Below are 25,007 nucleotides of genomic sequence, written 5' to 3' on the forward strand. Positions count from 1 at the left end.
CCGGGTGCAATTCGGACTGCAGCTACTGCGGCTGCGCACGCGCAGAGACCGCGCAGACGGGAACCGCGTGCTCGAGCTGCCCGGTTCGATGCGGTTCCCGAACCGACATCAAGGCGTGGATGGCCGATGTCGGGGAGACCCTCGAATTCGACGACGTCGTCCTCCGCGGCCGCTTGCCCGAAGGCTTGCCCTCCTTCATCCCGCAGGTCGACGGATCCGGCGCCGGCGACCTCGATGCCGCGCTGGGCTGGCCCGCCTACGCCGTCGGGCTTCGTCGCGTGTTCTCTCCGCAGACGCACGCCATCTATCCGCGGTGGGATCAAGCAATGACGGCCGCCGAGGTGCTAGGCCTCCCGGCCACGACGCTGACCGTTCTCTCGGGGTACGGGGAGGACCCGCTGGTCGAGGCGTTCTGGACAGCACGGCACCGCGATCGGCTGCTCGAGCGGCTGGCGACGCTCGAGTTCGATCTCGTCCTGGCCCCCAACTACTCGATCTACGGCAACTGGCCGCGCGCCGAACACTTGATCAACATGCGCAGGTCGCTGCTGCTCGCGGAGGAATTCGTCCGGGCCGGTATGCCGGCCGTCCCGAACCTCTACTGGTTCCGGCTCGAGGACCTCCAGCGGTACGCCGCGTGGATCGCTGACACCGCTCCGCCCGCCATCGCGATCAACATCCAGACCGTGCGGGAGAACAAGAACTGGGAAACCTGGGCGTTGCCAGGTCTCACCTGGCTTGCGGAGAACATCCCGGACGGCCTCCCGGTCATCATCACCGGCCTGTCCCGCCAAGACCGCATCGCCGCCGCCGTCGAACTGTTCGGCACCAGGCTGATTCTCGTCAGCCAGAACCCGGCGCAGTACGCGCTCCACGGTGCCGTGATGACTCCGGAAGGGCGCAAGGACCTGAAAGCCCGCATCCCGGACGCCTTCGCCAGTTCGGTGCGGTACCTGGCTTCGCTCTTGCCCGAAGGAGGCAACTGATGCAGCGGACACTCTGGATTCTGCTCGGCTGGTCGCCCGAATACGGGGCTGCCACGACCGTCGTCGCGGTGCTCGGTATCGATCAGGGAGACGACGGTCGGATCGACCGGCACATCGAATGGGTCCCGCGGGAGTATCAACGCTGCCTCACCTGGCGCGAACGCATCGCTTCGACCTCGGAGGACGATCTCCCCGCTCACATGGAGATCTGGGAGAACTCGCTGACCGCCCCCGCCGCACGCATCGACCTCATCCCCTCGGCGCCTGATCTCGCTGCCGCTGTCCAGTTCCAGCTCGACGGCCTGCTCGGTAGCGCCGGCTGATCGAGTCTCCATGGGAACGAATTCCAAAACCAAGCACGCGGCCTACGTTGTCGGCCCTTCAGCTTCCGAGGGGCTGCCACTCGAGGACGGTCCGAAGTGGACTGATGTTGAAATCGCCTTGTCGGTCGTCGAAGGCTTCGCCCTCAACGGAGTTGATCCCGAGAACCCCTTCGAGCCAACGACGCTCGACCTGCCCGATGAAATCGGAGAACGGTACGCGATGTTCGTGGAGGCGGTCCACGAGGCGCAAGCGGAAATCGCGAAACTCAGCGGTGACCCAACTGAGTTCGAGGACGCCCTGCACACTCAGTGCGAGCTGTTCCTGAACGGCATGACCCAGGACGAGCTCAAGGAGCTCGCGATAGCGCACGGATTCAAGCACCCAGCACTGGTGGGACTGTCCGAGACCACGGGAAACCCGTTGGTGCACTGGCTCGATCCGTCCTATCCGGACGACGCGATCACGAAGCAGACGATCCAGAGCGTCGCTATCAACAGATTCGTGGCTTTGTGCTCCGGCGAAACAGTCGGTGGCAAGACGCTGGAGCAGTGGCAGCAACTCGACGCGAGCCTGGTCGCAACGCCAAGCCACAGCGTGCCTCCGGGGTTTACATCCTGGACGCCGACCGCTGCCGAGGTCCAGGCGGCGCAGGAAACGATCAACTCGGCCGCGGGTGCTGTCGAGACAGCCAAGGTCAACGGCTCGTGGGCTGATCCCGACCTCGTCGCGACTCTCATCGCTGCGGAAAACAAGCTGGCGACCGCCCACAACCCCGCGCTGGATGACCTGGAGACGATACGTTCCGCGGCGAAGCATCAAGTCGACCAGGCGTTCACCGACATCGGTCCACATGAACTCTCCGCCGCGATACAAGCTGCGAAGGACCACGACCAGATCGCGCCTTTCCAGGCCAAGGTACTCAATGCCCACCAGGTTCTGAAGCTGCTGCGTGCGTCGACCGAGAAGCAGGAACGGCTCGACCTCGAGCACCTCGCCGTCGAGCGCGCAGCAACGAAAGTGACGTTCGAAGCCAACATCGCCGAGCTGCAAAAAGCACTTGGTCCCGGTGGCCTGCCCAGCCTCGCCGAACCAGGCGGCATCGCGGCGATGAGCAAGTTCCTCGACCACTCGCACCAGGCGGGCGTCACCTACATGGACATGGGCGGTTGGAAACCGGTCGAGCCGACACTCGCGCACAACGTGACCCTCCAAGTCGCGCACACCGAGATCGCGCCGTGGGCAGACCAACAGGAACTGAAGGACCTGCGAGCCTTCGTCGTCTCCACCGGCCTCCTCTCAACCGATCAAGCCGCAGCTGCGACGAAGTCTCTCTGCAAGTCGATACTGGTCCACCAAGCCTATGGATCCACCGCGGCGGTCGCGTCGCTGAAGCACAGCTTGCAAGAGAAGGTGGCTCTCAAGAACAGCACGAAGTCATTGCCACCCAAGGTCGCGAAGGCACCGATCTTGGCGGCACCGAGGAGTGCGTTCGGCCGCCAGCACGCCGAGGTGCTCTCAGCGCTGAAGCAGACCAAAGCCGCTCTCGCGGCCTTGCCGAAGTCGGTCGATCCGTCTGCTGTCGAGGCTTGGGACTTCGGTGCCGGCAAACCCGCACATCTCGGCGGCACGCATCCGAAGACGCTGCACACCGGGCCAGACGGCAAAACGTGGCTCGCGAAAGGAGAAGCGACTCCACGAGGCGGCGCGGTCGTCGCAGCCGAGGCCGCTACTTCGCGAGCACTTCACCGTGCAGGTCTGCCTGTGGTCCCCGTATTCGCCACCAAGATCAACGGAAAGCCGGCCTCCGTGCAGCCGATGCTCGTCGGCGCGACCGAGATGTCCGGCAACCCCTCCACCTGGTCGCAGACCGACGTCGACGACATCGTCCGCCTGCACGTCGCAAGTTGGGCTCTGGGGAACCACGATCCGCACACCGGCAACGTCCTCCGGACAGGGGAGGGCGGCCTCGTCCCGATCGACCACGGGCAGTCGTTCAAGTTCTACGGCCAGGACAAGCTGTCGATGTCGTTCCGGCCGAACAACACGACGGCCGTCTACCACCAGGCGTACGACGCCTTCAAGGCGGGCAAGCTCGCCAAAGGAGTCCGGGTCAACCCCGCGGCCGCCCACTCGGTGATCAAGCACCTCGAATCGGTTCCAGACGCGGAGTGGCGCGGATTGCTGCGGTCTGCGGCCTACGCCGGCGCCGCGCAGAAGCAGATGAAGTGGGCTCCGGCGATGCGTTCGAGGGCGGCCAAACACCATGGCATCGCCGAAACCTCGGTGACCACGAAACAGGTCGCTGAAGCCTTCCTCGACTACGCGGTCGAGCGCAAGAACAACCTGCGTAAGGATTTCGCGGCGTTCTTCCTCGGTGAGCTGAAGCTGGAGAACGCCGCGGCCCTTCAGCACGCGGGGAAGACCTGATGGGCACCAACTCCAAGACGGCTCACGCGAGCTACTCGATCACGCCTTCGACCCCGGCGGCCGAGCCGGAGCCTTCTGATGAGGTGGTCTCCGCTGATGCGCATGCGCCGGTCGAAGTGGGCAGCTCCACGGAAACAGGCGATCAGCCGCTCACACCTATCCCCGATACGCCGGACGTCGGCAAGCCCTTCGGCGAGCCGATTCTGGTGGGCGGGACAGACCTGCACGCCTCGAGTGCCACCCTGGTGAGCTACGCCAGCGCCGAAGGTCCACGCACCGTGCTGCACGCGCTGGTCAGCGAGGAGGCGGAAGAGAAACTGCTCGACGCCATCAACGTCACCAAGGAGACAGCGCCCGTCCAGGTCGAGCAGGTCGTCCATGGACGGCTGCCGGTCGACGAGCAACACGAGCTCGCCGACAAGATCATCGCGGCCGCGAAGAGCGTGAACCACCACATCAAAGCGGGAGATCTGTCCGTTGGGAATCTGCCGTCGACAACCGACCAGAAGATCAGTGACGCGAAGGCGGCGATGGCCGCTGCAGCCAAGGATGTCGGTGACAGCCCCGGACCGGCGGACTCCGCGATGCTGGCGCACTACGCGTCGAAGCTGGCCGACGTCGAGGCGGCGGCCACGGCGGCGAAGAACGTCGGGCACGTCAGCCCATATCTGTACGAAGGCATCGCGACCGTTACCGTGACGATGCCCGTACTCGCGAGCGACCATGGCGATCACCGAGTCGCCGGTCTCCTGCGTGACGCGACCCGGATCAAGCCGACCCTGGACTCCGAGACCGGCCAGGCCAGCTGGAACGGGATGGCGCGGTGGGAGAAGGTCGTCGGCAAGGAGTACATGATCAACCTCGGCGATGGATTCCAGGCCGTCTACCGGCCTTACAGCGTCAACTCGCCGAAGACGACGGAGTTCTCCTTGCGCGGCAGGCTCGAGATCGTCGCGCCCGCCGGTGAAGGCCACGGCCCGGACGTGGTCAAACGGCTCGGGCAGCTCAACCTGGCCAACCGCCCCATGACCCAAGCCGAAGGCGAATACGGCTACCTCGTCGCGAACGTCAAGGCACAGAATCTGGCAGGCAAGACCGAGGTGCAGGCAGCCATCGCGACTGGCGATCAGCTCGAGGAGATGACGCGCCAAGAGCTTTTCCATGAGCGTGCTCACCTCGCCGTCGGCCTGGACGACGCTCAGCTCGCGCGGTTCGCCAAAGACATCCAGCTGGACGCGCACACACAGGCACTACCGACGAAGGTGAAGGTTCTGCGCGAAGCCGTAGCGAAGGTGACCGGGCACCAGACCGGCGACGCGCTCGCCGCCACCGCGGGCTACGACCCGGCTCCCCGGCGGTCCGGCGGCTGGCTCACGTGGAACCGATTCGATGTCGGCAACTCGATGCCGAAGCTGACCACTGCGTTCAAGGGCAAGGCTCTGGTCCACGCCACGTCGGCATCGGGGCTGAAGGCGATGCTGGCGAACGGTGTGCTCGCGTCCACCGAGCGCCGGACGTTGATGGGGGTGAGCCGCGGTGTCGGCATGAGCGAAGACCAGGACAAGCTCACCGGCGGGGCGAGTTCCGTCTTCCTGCGCGTGCTCGGCAAGCCACCGTCACACGATGGCCCGAAGCTGGTGTGGGACCAACCCGAGCGGCTGATGCACCGCGCGGACTACTACGGCGCGAACGCGGACACCTACGGGGCCGTCAATCCCTCGAAGACCGGCAAGTACGCGTCGTCCACGCGAGACCCCTTCAAGATCGCCGGCTTCTCCAGCCCCGCCAACGAGGTCATGTTCGGTGACGGAATCGACCTGCTGGGTGCTGAAGGACCGTCGAGAATCCTCTGCGACAGCAAGACGCAGCGCGACGAGATCCACGCCATGTTCACGGCCAAAGGCATCACGCACATCGCCGGCAAGCCGATCGACGATGTTCTGAAGGCATGAAGGAGAGATGACCGGTGAATCGCGAGATCGACCTCATCGAGGCCGAGCGCATCCTCGATGACCTGGTCGCCGGCCGCACACAAAAGCGGGCCGACGACCTGCTGCCTGGCGCCGAACTCGTCATTGGCGGCGACCAACGGGTCGCGCTGGCCAGGCACGTACGTCGGGATACGGACGAGCCCACCCTCTTCTGGATCCGGCCGCTGAGCGCGGCATTCCAAGACCCGGAAACGCGGCTCCCCGTCTTCGACCCGGCGATTGTCCGACGTCGGGCACTCCACATAACTGCGGCATGGCTCGATGGCTCGCGGCTCCGGCTCGACCTTGTCGGTGGTGCGACGGCGACCGTGCAGCCGGCGCGGTCCGGCCGGCTCCTGGTCCTTCAGGACTTCGACACCTGGATGACCACGATCCCCGCTGGCGAACGCGAGGGCCTCGAAGCGCTCGACCACGACTGAGCTTCACCGCATCAAGCGGCTCATCACCGGGGCTTGTCTCGGGTATGAGTGCGACTTCAGAACCTCAGCTGTGCGACGTCGAATGGGTCGCCGAACACCTCGAGGCGCACGGTCAGCTGCTTGTTCGAGGCTCCTCGCTCGGCGAGATCATCACGAAGGCGACTGCGGCGCTCGCCGATCACTTCCCGCCCGTGGGCCAGGCGGGTTTGCGTGTGCGGCCCGGGTGGTGGTGCGTGACCACCTGCGAGTGCCGTCGTGGGCTCGCGGTCTCGAATCATCCGGGGTGGCACTACCGTCGCGCACGTTCGAACGAAGTCGGCTCTTGGTACGGCGCCGAGATCCGGTTCGGCCTACGGGCAAGGCGTTCACACGGTCGAGCGACGTGAAGGCCGATTCGGCGGGCCAGCCTCCGAGTCCGTGTGACGATGACTGGATGGACGAGAGTGCCGACCGCTAGATGAACGTCGACCTGCGTATCGTCGTCGGGTTCGTCCTCGGCGGCGGCTTGGCCGCGGTATCGGCACTGCTGTTCCGCGCCACTCTCAAGACGGCGCCGAAGCGCCCCCACTACATCGCGATCGTGGCCGCAGCAGCCGTGGTCGGAGCGGCTGCCGCAGTTTGGCCGTCCGGCCTGATCGCCACAGGCGCCCTCCTTGCGATGATCGGCGTGCCGGCCGCCGCTGTCGACGTCGTCGAACACCGGGTACCGGACCGGCTCACTGCGCCCCTGGCCGTGGGAGTGGCCATCACGTTGGTCACCGCGGCGCTGATAACCGATTCAGCGCCGTCGTTGACCATGGCGCTCGTCGGAGCCGTGGTGTGGGGCGGCGTGCTGCTGGTGTCGTTCCTCCTCACCGGCGATCCAGGACCCGGCGACGTCAAGCTGGCGCCGAGCTTGGGGATGCTGCTTGGCTGGCTGGGGTGGAAGTGGCTCCTGACCGGGATCGTCGGTTCCTATCTGCTGGCCGCCCTGCTCGCCGGGCTCAGTCTGCTCGTGAAGCGTTGGAGTCTTCGTGACGGTCGTATGCCGCTCGCGCCGCCGATGCTGGCCGCCACCGTTCTGAGCGCGACGTTGGCCGCGTGAATCGAACGCACGTCGAGAACGCCATGTTCTGAGGGCTCAGACACCAGGCAAAGGAGCCCGCCGATGTACGAACCTCCGTGGTACGACCAGGACCTCGAACAAGCCGCATCGAACGCGGCCCAGCGATTCGACCTCGATGATGACCAGGCCCGTGGGTTGGTCGAGATGGTCGTCGACGCACTGGAAGAAGGTGGCGACGCCGTCGGCGACGCGGCCTGGGACGTGGAGAACGAACATCCCGGCGTCCCAGGTGAGGACTTCGTCGAGGACGTCGCCGCGGATCTCGGTTACGAAGACCTGCTGTGAGCTGACCGGTTCAGTATTCGGCGTCAGCCGTGCCCGGCTTCGGTAGCCATCGTTCCCGGCCGTCGCGCGGCTGTCCGCCGATGAACCCATCCCAGCAAATAACCTCATGGGCCACGTCCGTACCGAGAAGCCGTGGGTCCAAAGTGGACGAGGCGCGGTTGTACGTCATCACGAGGTTGCTGCCCTGCGTGATGACCTCTGCCATCTGGAGATGGAAACGTGCCCACTCCAGATAGTTCTTGTACGACTGCTCCAGCCTATCCGTCAGTCGACGATGGAAGCGGTTCCGCCGCTGAGGAACGTCTGCGATTTCGTCGTAAAGCTCTTTGGCACGAGCGAAGAAGTTCTCGGCTGCGAGACAGTGATGGGCCGCCGACATGACGTTGTCGGTCGGATTCGGTCGTTTGACTGCGATCATGATTTCCTGCCTTACTTCAGTCGCGTCCAGGTGGGGGAGCGTCGATCAGGTTGACTTTCTTGCCGATTCGGACCGGTGCGTCAGCCGGGCCGCGCCAGTGGCCGGACACGACCTTCCAGCGTCGGAGCGAGTGATTGGGTCCGTACGCCTGCCTTCGAAGGAATGGAGGGACTGGGAAGCGGACACCGATGGTGCGTCCACTCGGCTCCGAGGCACGCGCCGGTCGAGTTGGCGTCTTCTGGCTGACTGAGAGCACTCGTACAGGGTTCGTGGAGTGACCGGCTCGCGCAGACCGCTTGCGCAACGTCTTCGGGAGATGCTCGTCGGTTACCTCCGTGAAGCCGTTCGGCTGGCAGAAGATCCAACCGGCGTGGACTACGCGCAGCCAGTCGATCGTCGTCTTGGCGGCGGCGACCTTGGTGGGGTCTAGGGCTCGTCCGCCGGGCTCGTCGGGGACGACGGCTTGGGTAGCTCCCCACGGCATGTAGATCTCGTTGTCCCACGTCAGCTCCGCATTCTGCGCGTGCGCGAGCCGGGTCGCTTCAGCCGACGGAAAGCCCACCGCGCGGAACTTCGCGATGACCGCCGCGAAGTCGGTGGCACTCCAGAAGGTCAACCAGATTCCACCGTCGGGATGGCTGATGAGGGTGGTTTCTCCCCAGGAGACGGCGACGATGGCGACTTCCTTGCCGTCTGCCCTTGCGTAGGTCGCCAGCGGTTCGGCGAAAAGCATGAAGCCGGTCAGCGCGGGCAAATCTTGAGGTTCGATGTCCCAGCGGTCCCGAAGATTCCGGGCGGCATGGTGAACGAGGGGCGTGATGTCGCTGGTGACGTAGAACAGCTGTGCTTGATGGAGCCGCCGGTACTCGTCCGCCAGCATCAGCTCGGCGCCGATGTCCGGATCACCGATGGGGCGAAGCGTCCCTCGCCCCTGCCGTATCAGCGCCGAGGTGAACAGGTGAGCGGCGAAGGTCGTGAGGTACTCGGCTAGATGCTCGCGCAAGGCGGGAAGCTCACGTGGTTCGGGCGGGCACCAGGCTGCTTCAACGTGTTCGGCCATGGCGACGCCCCTCGAACCGCTTCCGAACAGCCAAAGACTCGGCGTCGATGTGCCGCATTGCGCCTCCCGAAGAAACCTTGAGTACTAGGTGAACAAGGTTCAAGGTAAGCAACTTCGCGCACTTAGTCAACAAGGTTTGCCTGTGGCGAGACATGCCGCGTTGCCGCTGGTCCGGGCCGGACGTGCAGGTTCCTGTTAACTTCAGCCTGGTGAGCGGCGAAAACCATCGGGTGGAAGATGGCCGTCCGGCCGGCGAAGGGCTGACCCTTCGGTACCTCGGGATGGTCGAAATCGGGGAGTGGTTTGATGTCTCGCATAGGACCGTCGCCCTATGGCGGCGCCGCTACGTCGCGGATCACCCGTTCCCGGAGCCGGACGTTGTCATCGGTCGGACACCTGGTTGGTCGCCTTCACGTGAAGCTGAGATCCGGACATGGGAACGAGCCCGACCAGGGCAAGGCGCAGGTGGAGGGCGACCACGGAAGACGACCTAGCCGACGCTCCGGACGCTTACCCAGACCCAACATTTCGTCGAGTTTCATAGCAAGCACCGTTCATCTAGCGTGGAGTCAGTGCTTCGGCAGCCGGTCGATCAGGAGACCCATTTCCTCACCGGCGTATTTTTCAGCCACCTGCAGGAGTGTCAACCCATCCGGCGCTGGGATCGATGAATCGGCGCCAAGTTCGACCAGCGTCGTCACTACGGCTGTGGCGCTATGCCGGACAGCCAAGATTAGCGGAGTAACCCCAGACGGTCCGGGCAAATCGGGCTCCGCACCGAGATCGTCGACGAGCGCACGAACGATTTCGGCGAGGTTCATCGAGGCTGCGACATGGAGCGCGGATCTTCCGTCGGCTATCCGGTCGTTCACGATAGCGGCCAAGTTGGCCCGGGCGACCGGTTCGTCGGTGAGAACGGCCAGCACACGGGAGGACCGGCAGACGAAGAGAACAGAGGCGCCAGCGCCATCACGTGCGGTCGGGTCGGCACCACAGGCGATGACCTCTGACAGCGTGGCCAGGCTTTCCGCGGTCTCGGCCGCCGCGGTCATGACAGCGAGGAAGACTGGAGGCAGTCCTCCGCTCGGCCGCGCTGAAAGGTCCCAGGCGAATGCTTCGACAAGTGCCGTCACCATCGCCGGGTCCGAGGCGAGGATGGCCATGTCGACGGCACTGTACTTTCCCCGAAACCGCTGGTTCTTCAAGACGCCGTACTTGATTGTGGGGATCGCCTCGGCCAGGACGTGACACTGCGACGGGTCCCCATAGTCGACCGCCGCGGCCAGTACCCCGAATCCGGAGTCGTTGGTAGCCTCGACCTGCGCGCCAGCGCGTACCAACAGCACGGCCGCAGCCGTGTAACCGTTCAATACCGCAGTGATCAACGGCGTGGTTCCGTCCTCGGCGCGGACATCGACATCCGCGCCGCCGGTGATAAGGACGTCGGCGATGTCGGTGAGGCCGTGCCGTACCGCCCAGTGCAACGCTGAAAAGCCTGCAGGGCCCGCCGCTAGATTCACGTTCGCTCCGCAGTCCGACATAAGTGCGCGCACTGCCGATATGTGCCTTCCGAACACGGCATGAGCCAGAGCCGAATAGCCCTCGTCGTCGACAAGGTCGGGGTCGGCGCCGGCCCGGCCGAGGACGGACACGATCCGTGCGTGCCCCCACATCGCGGCATTGATCAGCGGTGTGCGCTTGAGACGTGCTCGCGTGTCGATCAGTGCCCCTTTCTCCAGGAGGAACTCGACGACGTCGAGGTTGCCCCCGGCGGCCGCCGCGGCGAGCGGCGTCATTTGGTTGCCCGCTCGCCCTTCCACCGATACGCGGTAGTCGTCCACGAGGATCCGGGCGACGGGGAGCTGTCCTCGGCCACTCGCCACCCAAAGTGCTAGCATGCGCTGGTCCTCAAGGTCATACCCGTATTCATCGGCCAAGGTCGACACCGCCGAGGCAGCGCCGAGGCCGATGAGAGTGCCCAGCAGGCGCGCATGGTCGATGCCTGCCTCTTGTGACGCGCGCTGGCGCAACTGTTGGTCGTCATCGTCGCACAGAAGTGGAAGCACGACTTCGGCCTCCGGTGCATCGAGACTTGCGCCGATCAGCATCGCACGGACGGAGGCGTTGAACCTGTCGTAGCCGATGGAGGCCTCGATGTTGGTATCGATCCGGCGCTTGTCCTCTTCCAGGGTTGTCTCGGCCTGCTCCACATTAACGAGTTCGGAAAGTAGCTCCACAAGCCCGAAATTCGTAATGGCGAACTGCCGCTCCGGACGCCATGTCCCCCCGGTGATGCGGCGCGGCGATTTGAGATACCGACTGGTGGCATCGGAACGGTCCGTGATCGACTGCCCGACCAGGGCGACCACCGGGCGCCCGTGGGTATGGGCGGCCACGATCTCGGCCAGGCACCAGGAACGGGCCAGCGGCAGCTTATGCCGGACGGATTCAGCCATGACCGAGTGAATGGTGACATCGCGCCGGGTGGTCAGCTCTTCGAGGTCGTTGAGATTAGACTCCTCGACGACCTCGTGATCGATCACTAGGAGCACAGCCCGGCATCTCTCGATGACTTCGCGGAAGTTCAAGTCGGCAGCCCGGTGTGGCCATTGGCGGACTGCGAAGACGTCCAGCCAAACTCGCCGGTTCCCGTCCCGTGAACCGTAGGAAGCCGCACCCACCACTGTGCCCCACCGGGCGGCCCACGTGTGAGAGACGAACACTTCCGGCGGCCCGCACTCCTCAGGATGGCTCCCCTCAACGACATCAAAGTACCGGTTTCGGGTCGAGGCGGTCGCTGGCCGCACCAGGTCGTGGACAACCCGCCAGGTCGGCCAATCCCAGCAAGCGAATCGCGAGGTGAATGAATGGAGGAATCGCACGGTTACGCCTCGTCGGAAGAGCGCCTCGGCGGGGTCGCCGCCGTCGAGATCCACCTTGCCAAGCAGCGCCAGAACCGCAGTCTCAGCGTCGGCCCTTTCGGCCGAGAGTGTCAGAGGCTGACCGCAGTCCGCGCACACCCAGCCCGCTGCGGGCTCCGGCCGAGGTGAGACCACCCGTGAGGCACAGTTCGTGCAATCCTCACTGAGTATGTCGGCTCTCCGTACAATGTTGGCCAATCCTGACGTTTCACGGTCTGAACGGTGCACCCCGGTCTCCTCCTGAGTCATGCCGCGCATAACTTCGTCACTAGGTGCGATCAGAGCCGTCGTGGGTGCAATGTTCCGGATTTCTGCAGGGGTGCATCCTACGACGCACCGGCATGAGGGACAGGGTACTGGTCAGAAGGGCCGAGATCATGGGAATTCGCTGATCCTGCGGCAACACACGAATGTCGGACGACTCCAGGTGATGCTGGGTTGTGAGCTGACGGTCTTGGGCGCCTTGTGCGACTATCACAACCGACGCCGCCGCAGCGGCAAGTACGCACCCGAGATCACCACGGTCACTGTGGTACCGAGCTTGATCGCCACGGGACAACGACTCACGAGCGCGCCTCGCCGCCGGATGGCGTGGAGTGACCGGCGGTGAGAGGACGGCCGTGCCGATACATGGTGTTCCGGCGCTAGTCGCCGCTTTGGGACGTGGTGCCGGCCTGAGATTCAGCATCCGAGCCAGCTCCCTGTGCAGGGCCGGAGGGCACCTCAGGCAGTTCGAATGGGGTTTTGGGTGCGGGGTATCCGCCGCGTTTCTCGAAGCCGTTGTCGACGGGATCGCTGGTGGTGTGGAGGGGCTCATTGTGGTCGAATCGTTCGGTCATGTCAGAACTCCTGGATATCGATGTACTCGATTTCGGGCCAGCGCACCAAAATCCCCCGGTCGCCGGTGATCGGGATAGGGCGGTTGCTTTCAGTCCGGGCCAGCTCGCCGGTGGTGGCGTCGATTGTCAGGCCCATGGCAAGGTAAAGATCGCCTTCCTCTGGGTACCCGGAGGCGTAGGAGCGGCGGTCGCCGCTGATGTAGCCGTAGTACCCGGCCAGCCAGGGGCCCGACTTCAGCTTCAGCCGGACGATCGCCCGCGGAGTGCGGCGCCACAGGTAGTCCCACGCGCGGGGTTCAGGGGCGGCACCGATGAGCAGCACTGCCCACTTCTTGTGGTGCTTGTGGCCCCAACCGATGAAGCTGCCCACCAGGGTGGGCAGCAGGACGTACCCGATCGCAAGGCCCTGCATCAGCCAGAGGTTGGCTGTGCCGTTCTGCAGGCGGTGCTCGGCGATCAGGTAGCGATAGACCAGGTATTCGCCGCTTGCGAACACCGCGTGTATCACAGCTGAGGCGGCTAGGAAGCGGACGAGCCGGTCGGAGAAGCTCACGCCGTAGCTGCCCGCGACCCGTTCCAGCGCGAACGTGTAGGAAGCGCCGGGCAGCAGTGCTAGTACGGCGACTAGCAGTCCCTGGAAGGTGGAGATCACGTTCGCCGTACCCCTTCGGGCCAGATGATCAGCACGTCGCGGCCGAGGTTGCGGGCGTGGGCGACCGCGTCGCCGGTGCCGCCGAGGCCGTGCGCAGGAAGTCCATCCCATACCGCCACCAGCAGGTCGCAGTGCTCGACCACGTACTTCCCTGCGGCGTCGAAGGCCTCCTCACTGGGCTTGTCGAAGTCTAGCTCGGTGACCGCTTCGGCAGCCGTAAGCAGCAGCTCGTATGTCGTCAGCGCGTCACCGGTGAACGTGTCCTGATAGCTGCGGCAGGGAATCACCGCGTGCAGCCGGTGCCCGGCCTCCACCAGCAGCTCGGCGAACAGGTGATCTGCGCCGGCAGCGAGACTGGATAGCCCGGTCACCGGTCCGGCCTGGCGAGCCAGCAGTGCGCGGATGTCCCTCTCTGCACGGATTCGCGCCTGGGACGGCAGATTCTGGTGTCCGCTGATCCCGATCGTCATCACAGCATGCCCTGCTTCGCCATCTGCCAGTAGTGTTGCCCCAGCGCGGTCAGCCTGCAACTGCCGCTCTCCATCGCCGCGTAGTACATGTGCTGATGATCCACGGGCTCGACCAGTTTGTTCGCCCGGCACTTCTGCAACTGGTCGAAGATGTCCTCGTTCTCCGGGTGCGGGTCCAGGCCGGACCGTGTCTTGTCGGGCTCGTAGCTGGGATCGAGCCGGTAGTGGTAGTCGGGCTCGGGGAACCAGTTGGTGAGCTTGTGCAGCGTGGTCAGCGGGAGTGACGGGTCGCATCGCCGCAGGTCGTGTAGCCGGTCGATGTTGGCCTTGAATGTCGGTCGCTGGTCCCACGGGCCGAAGCATTCCGACAAGTAGGCGTAAAGACCGGCGACGGTGACATGGCCCAGTACATCGGCCGCGCCACCGTCGAGCGCGCCCTCGAGGTGGGTGGAGAACAGCCCACGTCCGCCGGACTCGGCGGAGGTCTGGTCTCCGCGGCTAGCGGTCAGGATGGACATGCCGCTGCGGAGCACCGCGGCCTGCGTGAGAGCGGTGACCGTGCCCGCGCCCCCGGCGAAGCAGCAATCCAGGATCACCACGATCTCCTTAACCTGCGACTTCGCGGCGATATCCAGCACCTCGGAGAATCGGACCCCCGGCGTCTCCTCCTCACCGTCGCTGGTGACGAGGGCGACGTCGCCGGCCACGGGGGTGCCATGGCCGGCGAAGTACAGCAGGGCGAAGTCAGCGCCGTCTGCCAGCAGTTCACGCACACCGGTCATCAGGACACGCCGGGACACCTTCCCGGTCAGCAACCGGCAGGCCAGGTTCGCGGACTGGTCCTCGTTGCGTGCGAGCAGCGGTTCCAGCGCGGTCGCGTCGTTGACACAACCACCCAGATTCCGCATGTTGTCGTAGTGGTCGATCCCGACCAGAATTGCGCGCCGCATAGGCTCAGAGCCCGTCGATGAACGCGGCGACTCCGGCCCATGTCCAGTCCACACACCGGGTGGCACCCAACTCGCGCGGCTTGACCCGGTAGCCGTTGTCCAGCCAGATGCCGATCAACGGCTTGCCTTCCTTCGCCGCGCAGGTGATTTCCCATAACTGCCCGGTCGCCCGAGGCGTACTACGGGAGATCAAGGCGATCACCCCGTCTGAACGGCGGATGCGCGTAAGGACCCGCGTCTTCCACTCGGTCTCGTAGGGCTCCTTCACCGACATGTCGGTGAACTCGAACGGTGTCCTCGTCGACACACGTTGCCCAGTGAACAGGTTCCGCTTCGCCTCGTCCTCCTTGGCGAAGGCGATGAACACCGTCTTACGATCCGCCATCCCGATCCCTCACTCACCTGCATCGTCGTTATGCCCACACGCCGTCCCATCGATGGCCACGCACCGTACCCGGGGAGACCGACAAATTGCTCCACGAGCAGTCCCGGCCGAGGCTGCTGCGCCAGCCAACAGTCGGTAGTCGTACGGAAGATCACATGTGTAACAGAAAGGTGCAGAAAAGAGACCTCGATGTGCCGTGCGAGCAACCAGACCGGCGAGCGCCAGGTTGGTGGTCTCGAACTCAGCGAGATATGGATTCTCCGATGGCCAAACGTATGCCTGACGCTCCATGGTGGCGGTCTGCGCCGCTGCGGCGGCCGAATGCGGACCGATGCTCACGTTGCGCTTGCGACTGGCGCCTGGCCGTTTGAGCGTTCGTTGCCTCGGCGCGGCAGCATCGACCTCAGCGGCTAAAGCGACGTATCGGAGTTCGTGACCACCGCGGGCGGGTTGCGGACGAGACGGACGGGCAGATGAGCTTTCGGGACGGTGACCTACCTGTGCCTCGGTGGCGTTGTGCTGGTGGGACTGACCAAGCCGCAGTCCGCGCACGTCTGTCGGAGTCCCGAAGTATGCTCGACCACATGACGACCGGCGAGGCCAAGCATGTCTTCGTTTCCTATGTACGCGAGGACTCGGAGCAGGTCGACAAGCTGTGCCAGGCACTCGAGGCGGCGCAGATTCCGTACTGGCGTGATCGGACCTCGCTGGCTCCCGGAGAACAGTGGCGAGCGAAGGTACGCGAGGCCATACGGGCTGGCTCGTTGGTCTTCCTAGCCTGCTTCTCCGAGCAGTCTCGGGCCAAGCCGAAGTCGTACATGAACGAGGAACTCACACTCGCGGCTGAAGAGTTCCGCTTATACCCGCCCGGAACGACGTGGTTGATCCCGGTCCGCTTCGACGACGGCGACATCCCGGAGTGGAATCTCGGTGCCGACCGTACTTTGAGGGATCTCAACTACATCGATCTCTTCGGCGATCAGTACCTGGTCAACATGATCGCCTTGACGAGCGCCATCGGCAAGATCATGGGCGCCACCGGTCCAGACTCGGCGACGGTGCAGGCGTCACTCGCCGAGGCGGACGCTGCCAACCGCCCGGCTACAATGCGCCGCTTGACCAAGGAAATGATTCCCGATCCACGGAAACGTATCGAGTTGGACGATCTCATCTCGCAAGAGACGCGACGCCTCCTGGCAGCCATGCGGGATGAAGAACAGTTCCCGACTCAGCTCGTGAGCGGTACCAACGAGGACAAGTTGGTGCGATGCGCCGAGATCGCCGCATCGTACTGTCAGCTGGCACAGCCTTTCGTCGCCTCGCTCCAGGTTGCCGCCCGCTGGGGCGACGAAGAAACCTTGAATCCATGGGTGTCTGGGTTGCGTGCCGTAGCCGGCGAGGCCGCGAAACCGCAAGGCGGACTCACGGCCTTGCTGAATCTAAGGCACGTACCCGCGCTGATCGCCACGTTCACTGTCGCCCTCGCGGCTATCGGGCAGGGGCGATGGGACAACCTGAAGACACTGCTTGTCGACGTCTCCGTGCCGCAGCGATACGGAGAAGGTCGCGACCCCCTCGTTCGCGCGGAGGATCCCTGGACTCCCTTCGATGATCACAGTCACTTGCTGCCAAACGTCATTGCTCGGGTAGCTCAGGTCGGCGAGGATCCGCGAACGGCTCTCAGTGTTTTCACGCAGAAACAGAAGAGCACATACTACACGCCTGTCGCAGAGTGGCTGCACGCGGTTCTTCGCGCTCATTTCGCTGACCAATTTGCGGACGACGCGGCGTACGACGAAACCTTCGACCAGACCGAAGTAATGCTCGGAATCATCTCTCAGGACATCGATAATGTTCGCGCTGCCGCTAACCTGCAGCGAACATGGGCTGGGCGATCCCGATGGTTCGGGCGTTCCACGTGGCGTGGAAGGTTCGGTTCAGGACTTGTCGATGCAGTCTCCGCTGAAATCGAGTCCGATGGATCATCATGGTCGCCACTAAAGGCCGGTCTGTTTGGCGGCGATCTCGAGCGAGCTAAGACTGCAGCGAACGACTACGCTGCGCATTTTCGGGAGATAGCAAGTTCTCGTTGGTAAGATCGTAGGTCTGTCGTGACGGATACCACGAATCGTTCCGTGGCGATTTGGCTGGTCGCGTTCGTGGAGGGCGTGGTCGTCGCGGCGTTGGTCGCCGCGTTCTCGAGCCGAGTGGGACCTGCTCGTCCTTGACGGGCCGACCAGTTGTCTGGACAACCTTGGCCGTTAGAACGAGACTGTGCCTCGGCAGAGTGAGATCGAGCGGCGATACGGCTACGCGAATGCTGTATCTCACAGGCGAACTGCCGAGTTAACCTTCTCAGTGGATTCGCGCTGACTCAGAGCAGTTTCACGGAGTTCGTTCATTTTTCGCAGATACGGCGCCATTTCGTCGGTGTCTTCCAGTACCAACATTGCGGTGGCGGTGTGAACGGAGAGGACGGAGTTGCCGTCGTAGTCCTCGAAGAAGCCGAACGCCGTTTGAAGATCTTCGTCGAAGCTGTCGGACGGAATGATGTGCACGTGGCAGTGCGGGACGCTAGAGGTGATGATCAACTGAAGGAGCTGTTCCTTCAAGACGTCGTGCATGGCCGGATCGTAGAGAGCGGACTCGTCGATGTAGAAGGTGGTGTCGAAGCCTTGCTTCATGCCTTTGAGTACATCCTGACGCGAGAGCCGTGCATGCACGGCTTCCTTGACGAGGAAGTCCTTGGGGTTCCGGTTGTGCCGCAGGATCACTTCCGCGTACTGCTCGGTCTGTAGCAGTGAAGGGATTCGGCACGGTTCATAGAACGTCATGGTCTTGGCGCTCGCGTGCAGGAAGTCGAAGGTCGGGAGCAGATCGGGCATGTTCTCCGGGTGGCGCTGGAGATCGTAGCCAGTGGCTGGTGACTCGGCCAACTTCTTCAGGCGATCGAACTCGGCCGGTGCCGTCTTGGCTTTCGCCAAGTAGGCGACGACTTCTAGAACAGATCCCTCGCGTTGTCCGCTCTCTATTCGAGAGACTTTCGGAGCTCCCCAGGCGAGTGGGCGACAGATATCGACTTGAGCCAGGTTGGAAGCTTCTCGCACGCGCCGCAACGCGGCGCCGAGCTCTCGGCTCTTGGCTGTGGACTCCTCGACGCGCCTGGGTTGTGGCGGTGGTTTCGGTGCCGATTTGAACACGATGGATCACTTTCTCAGGTCGGGCTTGCTCCCGGCCACTGAGGACTTTGTGGCCAGAGTCGGTGGTGGAGTTCGGAAGGGACGAGTGCTGCCAGCGAGAGCCGGGCGGCGAGCACTTCCCTTGCCGCGACGTCAAACCGTTCGCACGGCCACTGCTTGCCAAAGCAGACAGAGCAGAGGAACGTCACGTCAGGATCGGGCAGGTGTGCGGTCAGGTCGCATACCGAGGAGGCGACCTTGCCCAACGGGCTGTCGCTGTCGACGATCACACAGTTCCACGACCGGATCGATGGTGGTTCTTCCATGACCGGGTCACCCGCCTCGGCTTTGTCACGGGAATGGGTAAGTCTTGTTCGGGCTACTCGGCAAGCCGCCCTACGGCCTCCTGGTTTCCTGTGACAGCGGAAGTAGGGCTTCCAGGTACGGCCGTGGCTGTGGCGGGAGAACGATGACTTCGGTCGGCTCGTCGTCCAGCACCTCAGGCTCGGCCGAAGGCCATTCGATTTCCTCATCCTTTCGCTGCCGTCTGACCCTGGCGACGATGGCCAAAGCCGCCCAGTACGGCTGCCCTTGGAATAGGTGGATTCGGCGGCGCCTTCTGATCTGGCTGACGATGAGCCAGATCAGGCAGACGGTGACTGCGGCAGCGCTGACAGACCAGAACATCGACATGGCGGCCTCCTGGACGGCATTCGCTCAGAAGCCTTCGCGGAGCCGGTAGGCCAACCGGACGGAAACGCACGGCCAGAACTGTCCGCAGCACGAGCATCGGCCGTGAAGCGGGTCGGTGTCTGGGAAGGGCGCGTGCACGGCGAGATACAGCGTCAGCAAGCTATACAACTGGACGGGTTCAGGATCCTGCGATGGGTTGGCTCGCGTTTTGGTCAGCCAGAACGGTATCTGGCGTTTCGAGTCGTGGCGCTTCGAGCTCTTGCAGACGGTTGTCGTCATTGCTGACCTCCGGACGCGAGTGGCTTTCCTGGGCTGTCACTACTTTGGCGCGACCGCTATAGTTACGTAACGGGGTAACGTCGCTACGTTTGGTATTTACCCTCATTTACCCCCTGGCAGAGCCGGAGACCACATGGCCGACGAGAGTGTCACAGCCAACACGGCGCACGCCCGTCTCGCTGGAGAAATCAAGCGGCTTCGGGGTGCGGCCGACTTGAGTCAGTCCGGCTTGGGCGAGCGGGTGGGGTACACCCGGAACTACGTTTCCATGGCCGAGCGGGCCGGTGGGAATCTTCCGTCGCAGAACCTCGTCGAGGCACTCGATCAGGCTCTTGGCGCCGCAGGGTGGCTGTGCGCGCTTTGGCGTGAAGCCAAGGAGGAGCAACAGGTTCGTCGCCGCTTGGGGCGAGCTGCGGTACCGACCAGTTCACCAGAAGGGGTTGAAGATGCAGAGCTCAGCCGGCAGGCAGTCGCCGAGGACGCGCGCGATGCCGCGCGGACAGCGCGCATGATCGCGTCTTCGGGAACGACGAACGAGGCTGTCGAGCAGTTCGACTCCGAGATTCGCAGGATCGCCGCTGCTTACATCTCCCGGCCTCTGGTCGATGTCTTCGGCGAAATTCGTGAACTACGCCAAGAGGTCTTCAGGCTGCTCGACAGCAACCGGATCCCGAACCAACTTCGTGACCTCTATCTGCACGCGAGCAGGCTCGGCGGCTTGCAGGCACACGTGTCGCTGGACCTCGGCGACTACCGCGCCGCCGACATCCACGCCCAGACCGCGTGGCTGTACGCCAAACTGGCCGGACATCAGGACATGCTCGGCTGGATCAAGGCGCTCCAAAGCCTGATCGCCTACTGGGACGACCGGCTCGAGGACGCTGTCGAACGGGCACGGGAGGGTGCCTTGTTCCGGCCCCGTGGAACGACTGGAGCTCGCTTGGCGAGTCTCGAAGCGCGGGCCTGCGCGGCACGCGGTGACGAACAAGGAACGCTGACCGCGCTCGATGTCGCGGAAAACGCTCGCGCCGACGCGACCATGGACGAGTACTCCGGCGTCTTCACCTTTCCCGCGGCGAAGCAGTCGGTGTACGCCGGAACCACGCTGCTGACCTTGAAGAGCAGTCCGGCCCTGGCGAAGCAGGCCATCGGAAAGTCGCAGTTCGCGCTCGACGCCTACCAGGTGGCGGCCCCCGCCGATCGTTCCGCGGGAGACATCTTCGCTGCCCGCCTCGATTTGGCTGGTGCACATATGGTTCTGGGCGATCTGGATGCCACGCAGTCCTACCTGGTTCCCGTTCTCGCCGCGCCTCAGGTGCGCCGAACGGCCAGCATCGTCAAGAGGGCCCGTGACATCGGGGATCGATTGAGCTCCACGAAGTACCTGACAACGGCCCGCGCCAAGGGGCTGCGCAACGAGATCCGGGAGTTCTGCGCGCCGCCACCCGCGCTTCCGCCGGGATCGGCGGTGGTCGCGAAGTGACGTCGCGACCTGAGGGCGTGGACACGACGAGCCGTGCCAAGCTTGCTGGAAGTGCGTACAAGGACGAGGCCGACCTGGCCGCCCGGCAGTCGCTGTACAGCTGGCAGCAGCCGCGCTACGACCTGCCCGGCATCGTCCTCGACCATCTGCCGCCTTCAGCTACGAGCGTGCTCGACCTGGGTTGCGGGAACGGGAAGTTCCTCGACCGCATCCGCCGCGAGCGGTCCCAAACGCTCGTGATCGGAGCTGACATCTCGCCGGGAATCCTGGCGCCCTTGCCGCCGCCGACTGTGGCGGCGGACGCGTCAGCCCTGCCGTTCGCGTCAGGACGGTTCGATGTCGTCCTGGCGCTGCACATGCTGTACCACGTCGCCGACCTGCCTGCGGCGCTCGAAGAGATCCGCCGTGCGCTCGTTCCCGCCGGCCTCGTGTTCGTGTCGACGAACGCGCGCAGCGACAAGGTCGAGCTGGATGACCTCTGGTCAGCCGCCGCCGGCGACGTCCTCGGCATCGACAACGGGCCGAGGCGGGTGGCACTCAGCGAACGGTTCGCGCTCGAAGACGCTCCGCGCCTCCTCGAGCCGTACTTCGAACAGGTCACCGCCGTCGATCTTCCTGGCGTGATCACCGTCCGCGAGCCCGAACCTGTGCTCGCGCACCTCCGTTCGTATCGGGCTTGGGCCGACGAAGGCGGGGTTCCCTTCGACGCGACGATCGATCGTGCACATGAGCTGCTCGTCCGGCACATCGACCGGCACGGCGAGTTCACGATCTCGTGCCGCGGCGGCGTCATCATCGCGCGAAAGCGCCTCTGACCAGGCAACTCACAAGTTGATCACCTTGGGTAGCCGCGTACTACAAACGGGCGAAAAGTCGCTGATCGTGGTCGCGTGGCGACACTCCGGGCATACCGTGAGTTTCGGGAGAGGGACGAACGACCCGGCATGGTCAGTCCGGCGGGAGCGTGACTGCGCGACCGCATGCTGAGTTGTCGCCTGGGAGTTGCGTGTAGGGGGAACGGATATGGCGGAGCGCCGCCGTGCCGGCTTTGCCGTGCCATTGCGGAACCCGGAATTCCGGGCGCTTTGGGTCGCCGAGCTGCTGTCGATCGGCGGCGACCAGATCGCCCGGGTCGCGTTGTCGTTGCTGGTGTTCAAGGAGACCTCGTCCGCGGCGTTGACCGCGTTGACGTACGCCTTGACCTTCATTCCAGCTGTGCTCGGTGGCTTCCTGTTGTCCGGTCTCGCCGACCGGTATCCGCGGCGAGCGATCCTGGTCGTCACCGACGTAGTTCGCGCGGTCCTCGCGGCGGCGATGGCGTTGCCGGGGCTTCCGCTGCCTGTGCTGTGGGTGTGCGTCGCGGTGCTCAGCGCGGCGGCGTGCCCGTTCAAAGCGGCGCAGTCCGCGTTGCTGCCGCAGGTTCTCGGACGGGAGGACTTCCCAGCCGGGCTCGCACTGCGGCAGTTCACCGGTCAGGTCGCGCAGGTGGTCGCTTTCGGATCCGGCGGGCTCGTGCTGACGCTGGTCGAGCCGCACCTTGGAATGCTGGTGAACGCGGGCACCTTCGTGCTGAGCGCCGTGATCATCCTCAAGGGCGTGTCGGCGAGGTCGGTCAGCCGAACCGACACCGAACAAGAGGAGCCAGCGCAAGCGCCTGCCCGAACGTGGGTTCTGCTTTACGCCCTGGTCCTGCTGGTGGGCGTCTACGTCGTACCCGAGGGCTTGGCGGTGCCGTACGGACACGCGCTGGGGATCTCCGCCTTCGGCATCGGTTTGCTCCTCGCCGCCGACCCGCTGGGGAGCGCCATCGGCGCCTGGCTCACGACGCGGTTTCGCTTGCCCGCTACGCCGCTCACCGCGCTGCTCTTCGCGGTGGTGGCCGGCCTGCCTCTCGCCGCCTGCGTCTTCGAACCGGGGGTGGTCGCTTCGATCGTCCTTTGGGCCGCGTCCGGCGCCGTCTCGACCGCCTTCCTCATCCAGGTGCAGACCGTCGTCGTCGACCTGGTGCCGGATGCCCGGCGCGGGGGAGTGATGGGTCGGATGTCGACGTGCCTGCAGTGTTCGCAGGGCATCGCGATCCTGGGCGGCGGGCTGGCCGCCCAGCAATTCGGGCCGTTCAGAGCCGTTGCCGCGGCGGGTGCCGTCGCGATCGGAGTGGCGGCCGGGATCAGCGTGCTGTGGGTCCTGACCCGCTCCCGGCGGCGAGCCGGGAGCGAGCGTGGTTCAGCGAATGAGGACGCGCGAGATCACCAGTCCTTGTTGGTCATCGATGAACCCTCCTCCCAGCGAACGGACTGCCTGGACGGCCCACCCGCTGAGAACACCCCGACGACGGCGTCCGCCGGAGGACCGCCTGGGGACGCAAGCGACTCAAGTATGCAGGTCAGAGACTCCGATGTGGCCAGTGAGGCCTCAGGCGATACGGAACGTATTTGGAATGTCACACGGTGGAAGCTCTGGTCGCTGCAGGGACGGGTGATCGCCTTCGTTCTGGCAGTCGAGATCGCCGCGATCGCCCTCACGCTTCTGCTGGACGGGTTCACGCTGGTGAGCAGAGCCGATCTCTCCCGGTTCGGCGTCCTCGTAGTGCTCGGTCTCCTCGCGGCGGAAGTGACCCGAGCCGTCGAGCAGATGCGGCGCCGGTTCTCCGATACTCCGCACGTCAACATGAGTTCGGTATGGACCCTCGCGGCGGCCTTGCTGGTCACGCCGGCCTTGGCGGCAGCGACCGCCGTCATCCTCTACGGGCACATGTGGTGGCGCAGCTGGCGCCGAGTGTCCGGCATGTGCCTTTACCGGGTGGTGTTCAGTGCGAGCTCGGTGGTCGTCTCCTGCTGTTCGGCCATCGCGGTGGCCCGCTGGCTTCCCAGCGTCCAGGCCGTCGAACGTATCGACGACGGCGCACTGCTGGGTCTGGCCGTGGTGGTCGTCTGCTATTGGCTGGTGAACTCGGCTTTGGTCGCCGGGGTGATCGCGTTGTCGCCCGGCAAGCGTTCGGTCGGGACACTGGTCGGCAGCTGGAGCGAGAACAGCCTCGAGTTCGCGACGTTGTGCGTCGGCGTCCTGGTTACGTTGTTGATGGTCTGGCATCCGCTCGCGCTGGTCTTCGTCATGCTGCCGCTGTACGTGCTGACACGCAGCGTTCTCGTTCGGCAGCTCGAAGCCGCGGCGACGACGGACAGGAAGACCGGCCTGCTCAACGCCGAGACCTGGAAGACCCTCGCGGAGAACGAGGTGGCCAAGGCTCGGCGTCATCATGCGCCGATCGGCGTGCTGATGATCGATGTCGACAAGTTCAAGTCGGTCAACGACGCCTACGGACACATCGTCGGAGACAAGGTTCTGCGCGAGATCGCGCAGGCGATCGTCGGGAACGTTCGGTCCTACGACATCGCCGCCCGATTCGGAGGAGAAGAGTTCGTCGTTCTGCTGCCGAGCGCTGATACGGCTGCCTCGGCGGGCATCGCGGACCGTGTCTGCGAGGCGGTTCGGGAGATGAGGTTCGATGACGAATTGGGAGATTTGCGCCTTAGTGTCTCAATTGGCGTAGCTTCCTACCCGGAAGCGGGCGAAGCCCTCAACGATGTGCTCGTGGCGGCGGACAACGTCCTGTTCGCGGCCAAGGATGCGGGCCGGGACAGGGTTCGTTCGGTGATTCCGGACCCTCGCCGGACGGACGCCGCCAAGACGTATTAAGCGCCTCGGCGGTCGACCTCGTCAGCTTGGCGGTCCGCTTGGTAAACCTGAGCCCACTCGGCCAACGGCCTGACGGCGCGGAGCAACGAGCGTCCTGTCGGGGTGAGTACATACGAGACCGTCGCGAAATTGCCCGATTCGGCGTGCCGCTCGATGAGCCCGTCCTCGCGAGCACGCTGCAGGGTGTCGCTCAGCACTCGGTTCGAGAGCATGCGGTCTCGGTCGGTGCGCTTCTCGACGTCGTTGATCGAGGCCTGCAATTCCTTGAAAGGCGTCTCGCCGCGAGCAAGCCCCGCCAATACGGCGACGGTCCACCTGCCCCTCAAGAGATCCAATGCGGTCTGGACGCTGTGCCGGTACGGAATTTCCCACCCCTCCATACCGACCAGCTAACACGATTCGCGACGGCTTGCGCGCGAGCAATTCTACTCATTCCTACACCCAG

22 protein-coding genes are annotated in these 25,007 nt (G+C 64.6%); 11 read left to right on the forward strand and 11 right to left on the reverse strand.

Annotated elements, in window-relative coordinates:
- Positions 1 to 119: 119 nt before the first annotated feature.
- The 7 genes from AC0685_RS37100 to AC0685_RS37130 all read left to right on the forward strand — a co-directional run bounded on the left by AC0685_RS37100 (position 120) and on the right by AC0685_RS37130 (position 7,537).
- Entirely contained in the window at positions 120 to 986 is an 867-nt protein-coding gene (locus AC0685_RS37100) for a DUF4417 domain-containing protein (protein WP_478229743.1), read from the forward strand.
- Entirely contained in the window at positions 986 to 1,309 is a 324-nt protein-coding gene (locus tag AC0685_RS37105; RefSeq protein WP_478229744.1) for a hypothetical protein, read from the forward strand. The genes AC0685_RS37100 and AC0685_RS37105 overlap by 1 nt, the downstream gene beginning before the upstream one ends.
- Positions 1,310 to 1,319: 10 nt before the next feature.
- Positions 1,320 to 3,737 carry a hypothetical protein gene (locus AC0685_RS37110; RefSeq protein WP_478229745.1) on the forward strand — a complete coding sequence of 806 codons (2,418 nt, stop codon included), beginning with the start codon at positions 1,320 to 1,322 and terminating at the stop codon, positions 3,735 to 3,737.
- Positions 3,737 to 5,689: a hypothetical protein gene (locus AC0685_RS37115; protein WP_478229746.1), complete on the forward strand. Its 1,953-nt coding sequence runs from the start codon at positions 3,737 to 3,739 to the stop codon at positions 5,687 to 5,689. Before AC0685_RS37110 ends, AC0685_RS37115 begins: the two co-directional genes overlap by 1 nt.
- Positions 5,690 to 5,703: 14 nt before the next feature.
- Positions 5,704 to 6,147, forward strand: coding sequence for a hypothetical protein (locus AC0685_RS37120; RefSeq protein WP_478229747.1), 444 nt, complete (start codon positions 5,704 to 5,706; stop codon positions 6,145 to 6,147).
- Between the two features lie 457 nt (positions 6,148 to 6,604).
- Positions 6,605 to 7,231, forward strand: a complete 627-nt coding sequence (locus tag AC0685_RS37125) for a prepilin peptidase (RefSeq protein WP_478229748.1) — start codon at positions 6,605 to 6,607, stop codon at positions 7,229 to 7,231.
- 63 nt (positions 7,232 to 7,294) lie between these two features.
- Positions 7,295 to 7,537, forward strand: a complete 243-nt coding sequence (locus AC0685_RS37130) for a hypothetical protein (RefSeq protein WP_400563116.1) — start codon at positions 7,295 to 7,297, stop codon at positions 7,535 to 7,537.
- Positions 7,538 to 7,547: 10 nt separating this feature from the next.
- Here the strand turns inward: AC0685_RS37130 and AC0685_RS37135 are convergent, their stop codons facing one another.
- From AC0685_RS37135 to AC0685_RS37170, 8 genes are all read right to left on the reverse strand, one after another.
- Entirely contained in the window at positions 7,548 to 7,955 is a 408-nt protein-coding gene (locus AC0685_RS37135; protein WP_478229749.1) for a hypothetical protein, read from the reverse strand.
- A 16-nt stretch (positions 7,956 to 7,971) separates the two neighbouring features.
- A complete protein-coding gene (locus AC0685_RS37140; RefSeq protein WP_478229750.1) occupies positions 7,972 to 8,835 on the reverse strand; it encodes a hypothetical protein in 864 nt (287 codons plus the stop codon).
- 749 nt (positions 8,836 to 9,584) lie between these two features.
- Positions 9,585 to 11,558, reverse strand: coding sequence for an ankyrin repeat domain-containing protein (locus AC0685_RS37145; protein ID WP_478229751.1), 1,974 nt, complete (start codon positions 11,556 to 11,558; stop codon positions 9,585 to 9,587).
- 1,022 nt (positions 11,559 to 12,580) lie between these two features.
- A complete protein-coding gene (locus tag AC0685_RS37150) occupies positions 12,581 to 12,775 on the reverse strand; it encodes a hypothetical protein (RefSeq protein ID WP_478229752.1) in 195 nt (64 codons plus the stop codon).
- Between the two features lies 1 nt (position 12,776).
- Positions 12,777 to 13,427 carry a DUF6338 family protein gene (locus AC0685_RS37155; protein ID WP_478229753.1) on the reverse strand — a complete coding sequence of 217 codons (651 nt, stop codon included), beginning with the start codon at positions 13,425 to 13,427 and terminating at the stop codon, positions 12,777 to 12,779.
- Positions 13,424 to 13,897, reverse strand: a complete 474-nt coding sequence (locus tag AC0685_RS37160; protein ID WP_478229754.1) for a hypothetical protein — start codon at positions 13,895 to 13,897, stop codon at positions 13,424 to 13,426. Before AC0685_RS37160 ends, AC0685_RS37155 begins: the two co-directional genes overlap by 4 nt.
- Positions 13,897 to 14,847, reverse strand: coding sequence for a caspase family protein (locus AC0685_RS37165; protein ID WP_478229755.1), 951 nt, complete (start codon positions 14,845 to 14,847; stop codon positions 13,897 to 13,899). The genes AC0685_RS37160 and AC0685_RS37165 overlap by 1 nt, the downstream gene beginning before the upstream one ends.
- A gap of 4 nt (positions 14,848 to 14,851) precedes the next feature.
- On the reverse strand, positions 14,852 to 15,232 hold the full coding sequence (locus AC0685_RS37170) for a TIR domain-containing protein (RefSeq protein ID WP_478229756.1): 381 nt from the start codon (positions 15,230 to 15,232) through the stop codon (positions 14,852 to 14,854).
- Between the two features lie 584 nt (positions 15,233 to 15,816).
- Between AC0685_RS37170 and AC0685_RS37175 the strand changes: the two genes are divergently transcribed.
- The gene (locus tag AC0685_RS37175; protein ID WP_478229757.1) at positions 15,817 to 17,328 is read left to right on the forward strand and encodes a toll/interleukin-1 receptor domain-containing protein; all 1,512 of its coding nucleotides are present in this window, start codon (positions 15,817 to 15,819) and stop codon (positions 17,326 to 17,328) included.
- 231 nt (positions 17,329 to 17,559) lie between these two features.
- Here the strand turns inward: AC0685_RS37175 and AC0685_RS37180 are convergent, their stop codons facing one another.
- The gene (locus AC0685_RS37180; RefSeq protein ID WP_478229758.1) at positions 17,560 to 18,432 is read right to left on the reverse strand and encodes a helix-turn-helix domain-containing protein; all 873 of its coding nucleotides are present in this window, start codon (positions 18,430 to 18,432) and stop codon (positions 17,560 to 17,562) included.
- Between the two features lie 375 nt (positions 18,433 to 18,807).
- Entirely contained in the window at positions 18,808 to 19,104 is a 297-nt protein-coding gene (locus AC0685_RS37185; protein WP_478229759.1) for a hypothetical protein, read from the reverse strand.
- Between the two features lie 412 nt (positions 19,105 to 19,516).
- On the opposite strand from AC0685_RS37185, the gene AC0685_RS37190 reads away from it, so the two are divergent.
- The 3 genes from AC0685_RS37190 to AC0685_RS37200 all read left to right on the forward strand — a co-directional run bounded on the left by AC0685_RS37190 (position 19,517) and on the right by AC0685_RS37200 (position 24,562).
- On the forward strand, positions 19,517 to 20,866 hold the full coding sequence (locus AC0685_RS37190) for a helix-turn-helix domain-containing protein (protein WP_478229760.1): 1,350 nt from the start codon (positions 19,517 to 19,519) through the stop codon (positions 20,864 to 20,866).
- Positions 20,863 to 21,681 (forward strand): class I SAM-dependent methyltransferase, encoded by an 819-nt coding sequence (locus AC0685_RS37195; RefSeq protein ID WP_478229761.1) that lies wholly within the window; start codon positions 20,863 to 20,865, stop codon positions 21,679 to 21,681. The genes AC0685_RS37190 and AC0685_RS37195 overlap by 4 nt, the downstream gene beginning before the upstream one ends.
- Before the next feature lie 208 nt (positions 21,682 to 21,889).
- Positions 21,890 to 24,562, forward strand: coding sequence for an MFS transporter (locus tag AC0685_RS37200; protein ID WP_478229762.1), 2,673 nt, complete (start codon positions 21,890 to 21,892; stop codon positions 24,560 to 24,562).
- Here the strand turns inward: AC0685_RS37200 and AC0685_RS37205 are convergent.
- Entirely contained in the window at positions 24,559 to 24,942 is a 384-nt protein-coding gene (locus AC0685_RS37205) for a winged helix-turn-helix transcriptional regulator (RefSeq protein ID WP_478229763.1), read from the reverse strand. The two genes, AC0685_RS37200 and AC0685_RS37205, sit on opposite strands and share 4 nt — an antisense overlap.
- Positions 24,943 to 25,007: the final 65 nt, after the last annotated feature.

Source organism: Amycolatopsis sp. NPDC043889 (assembly GCF_056435645.1).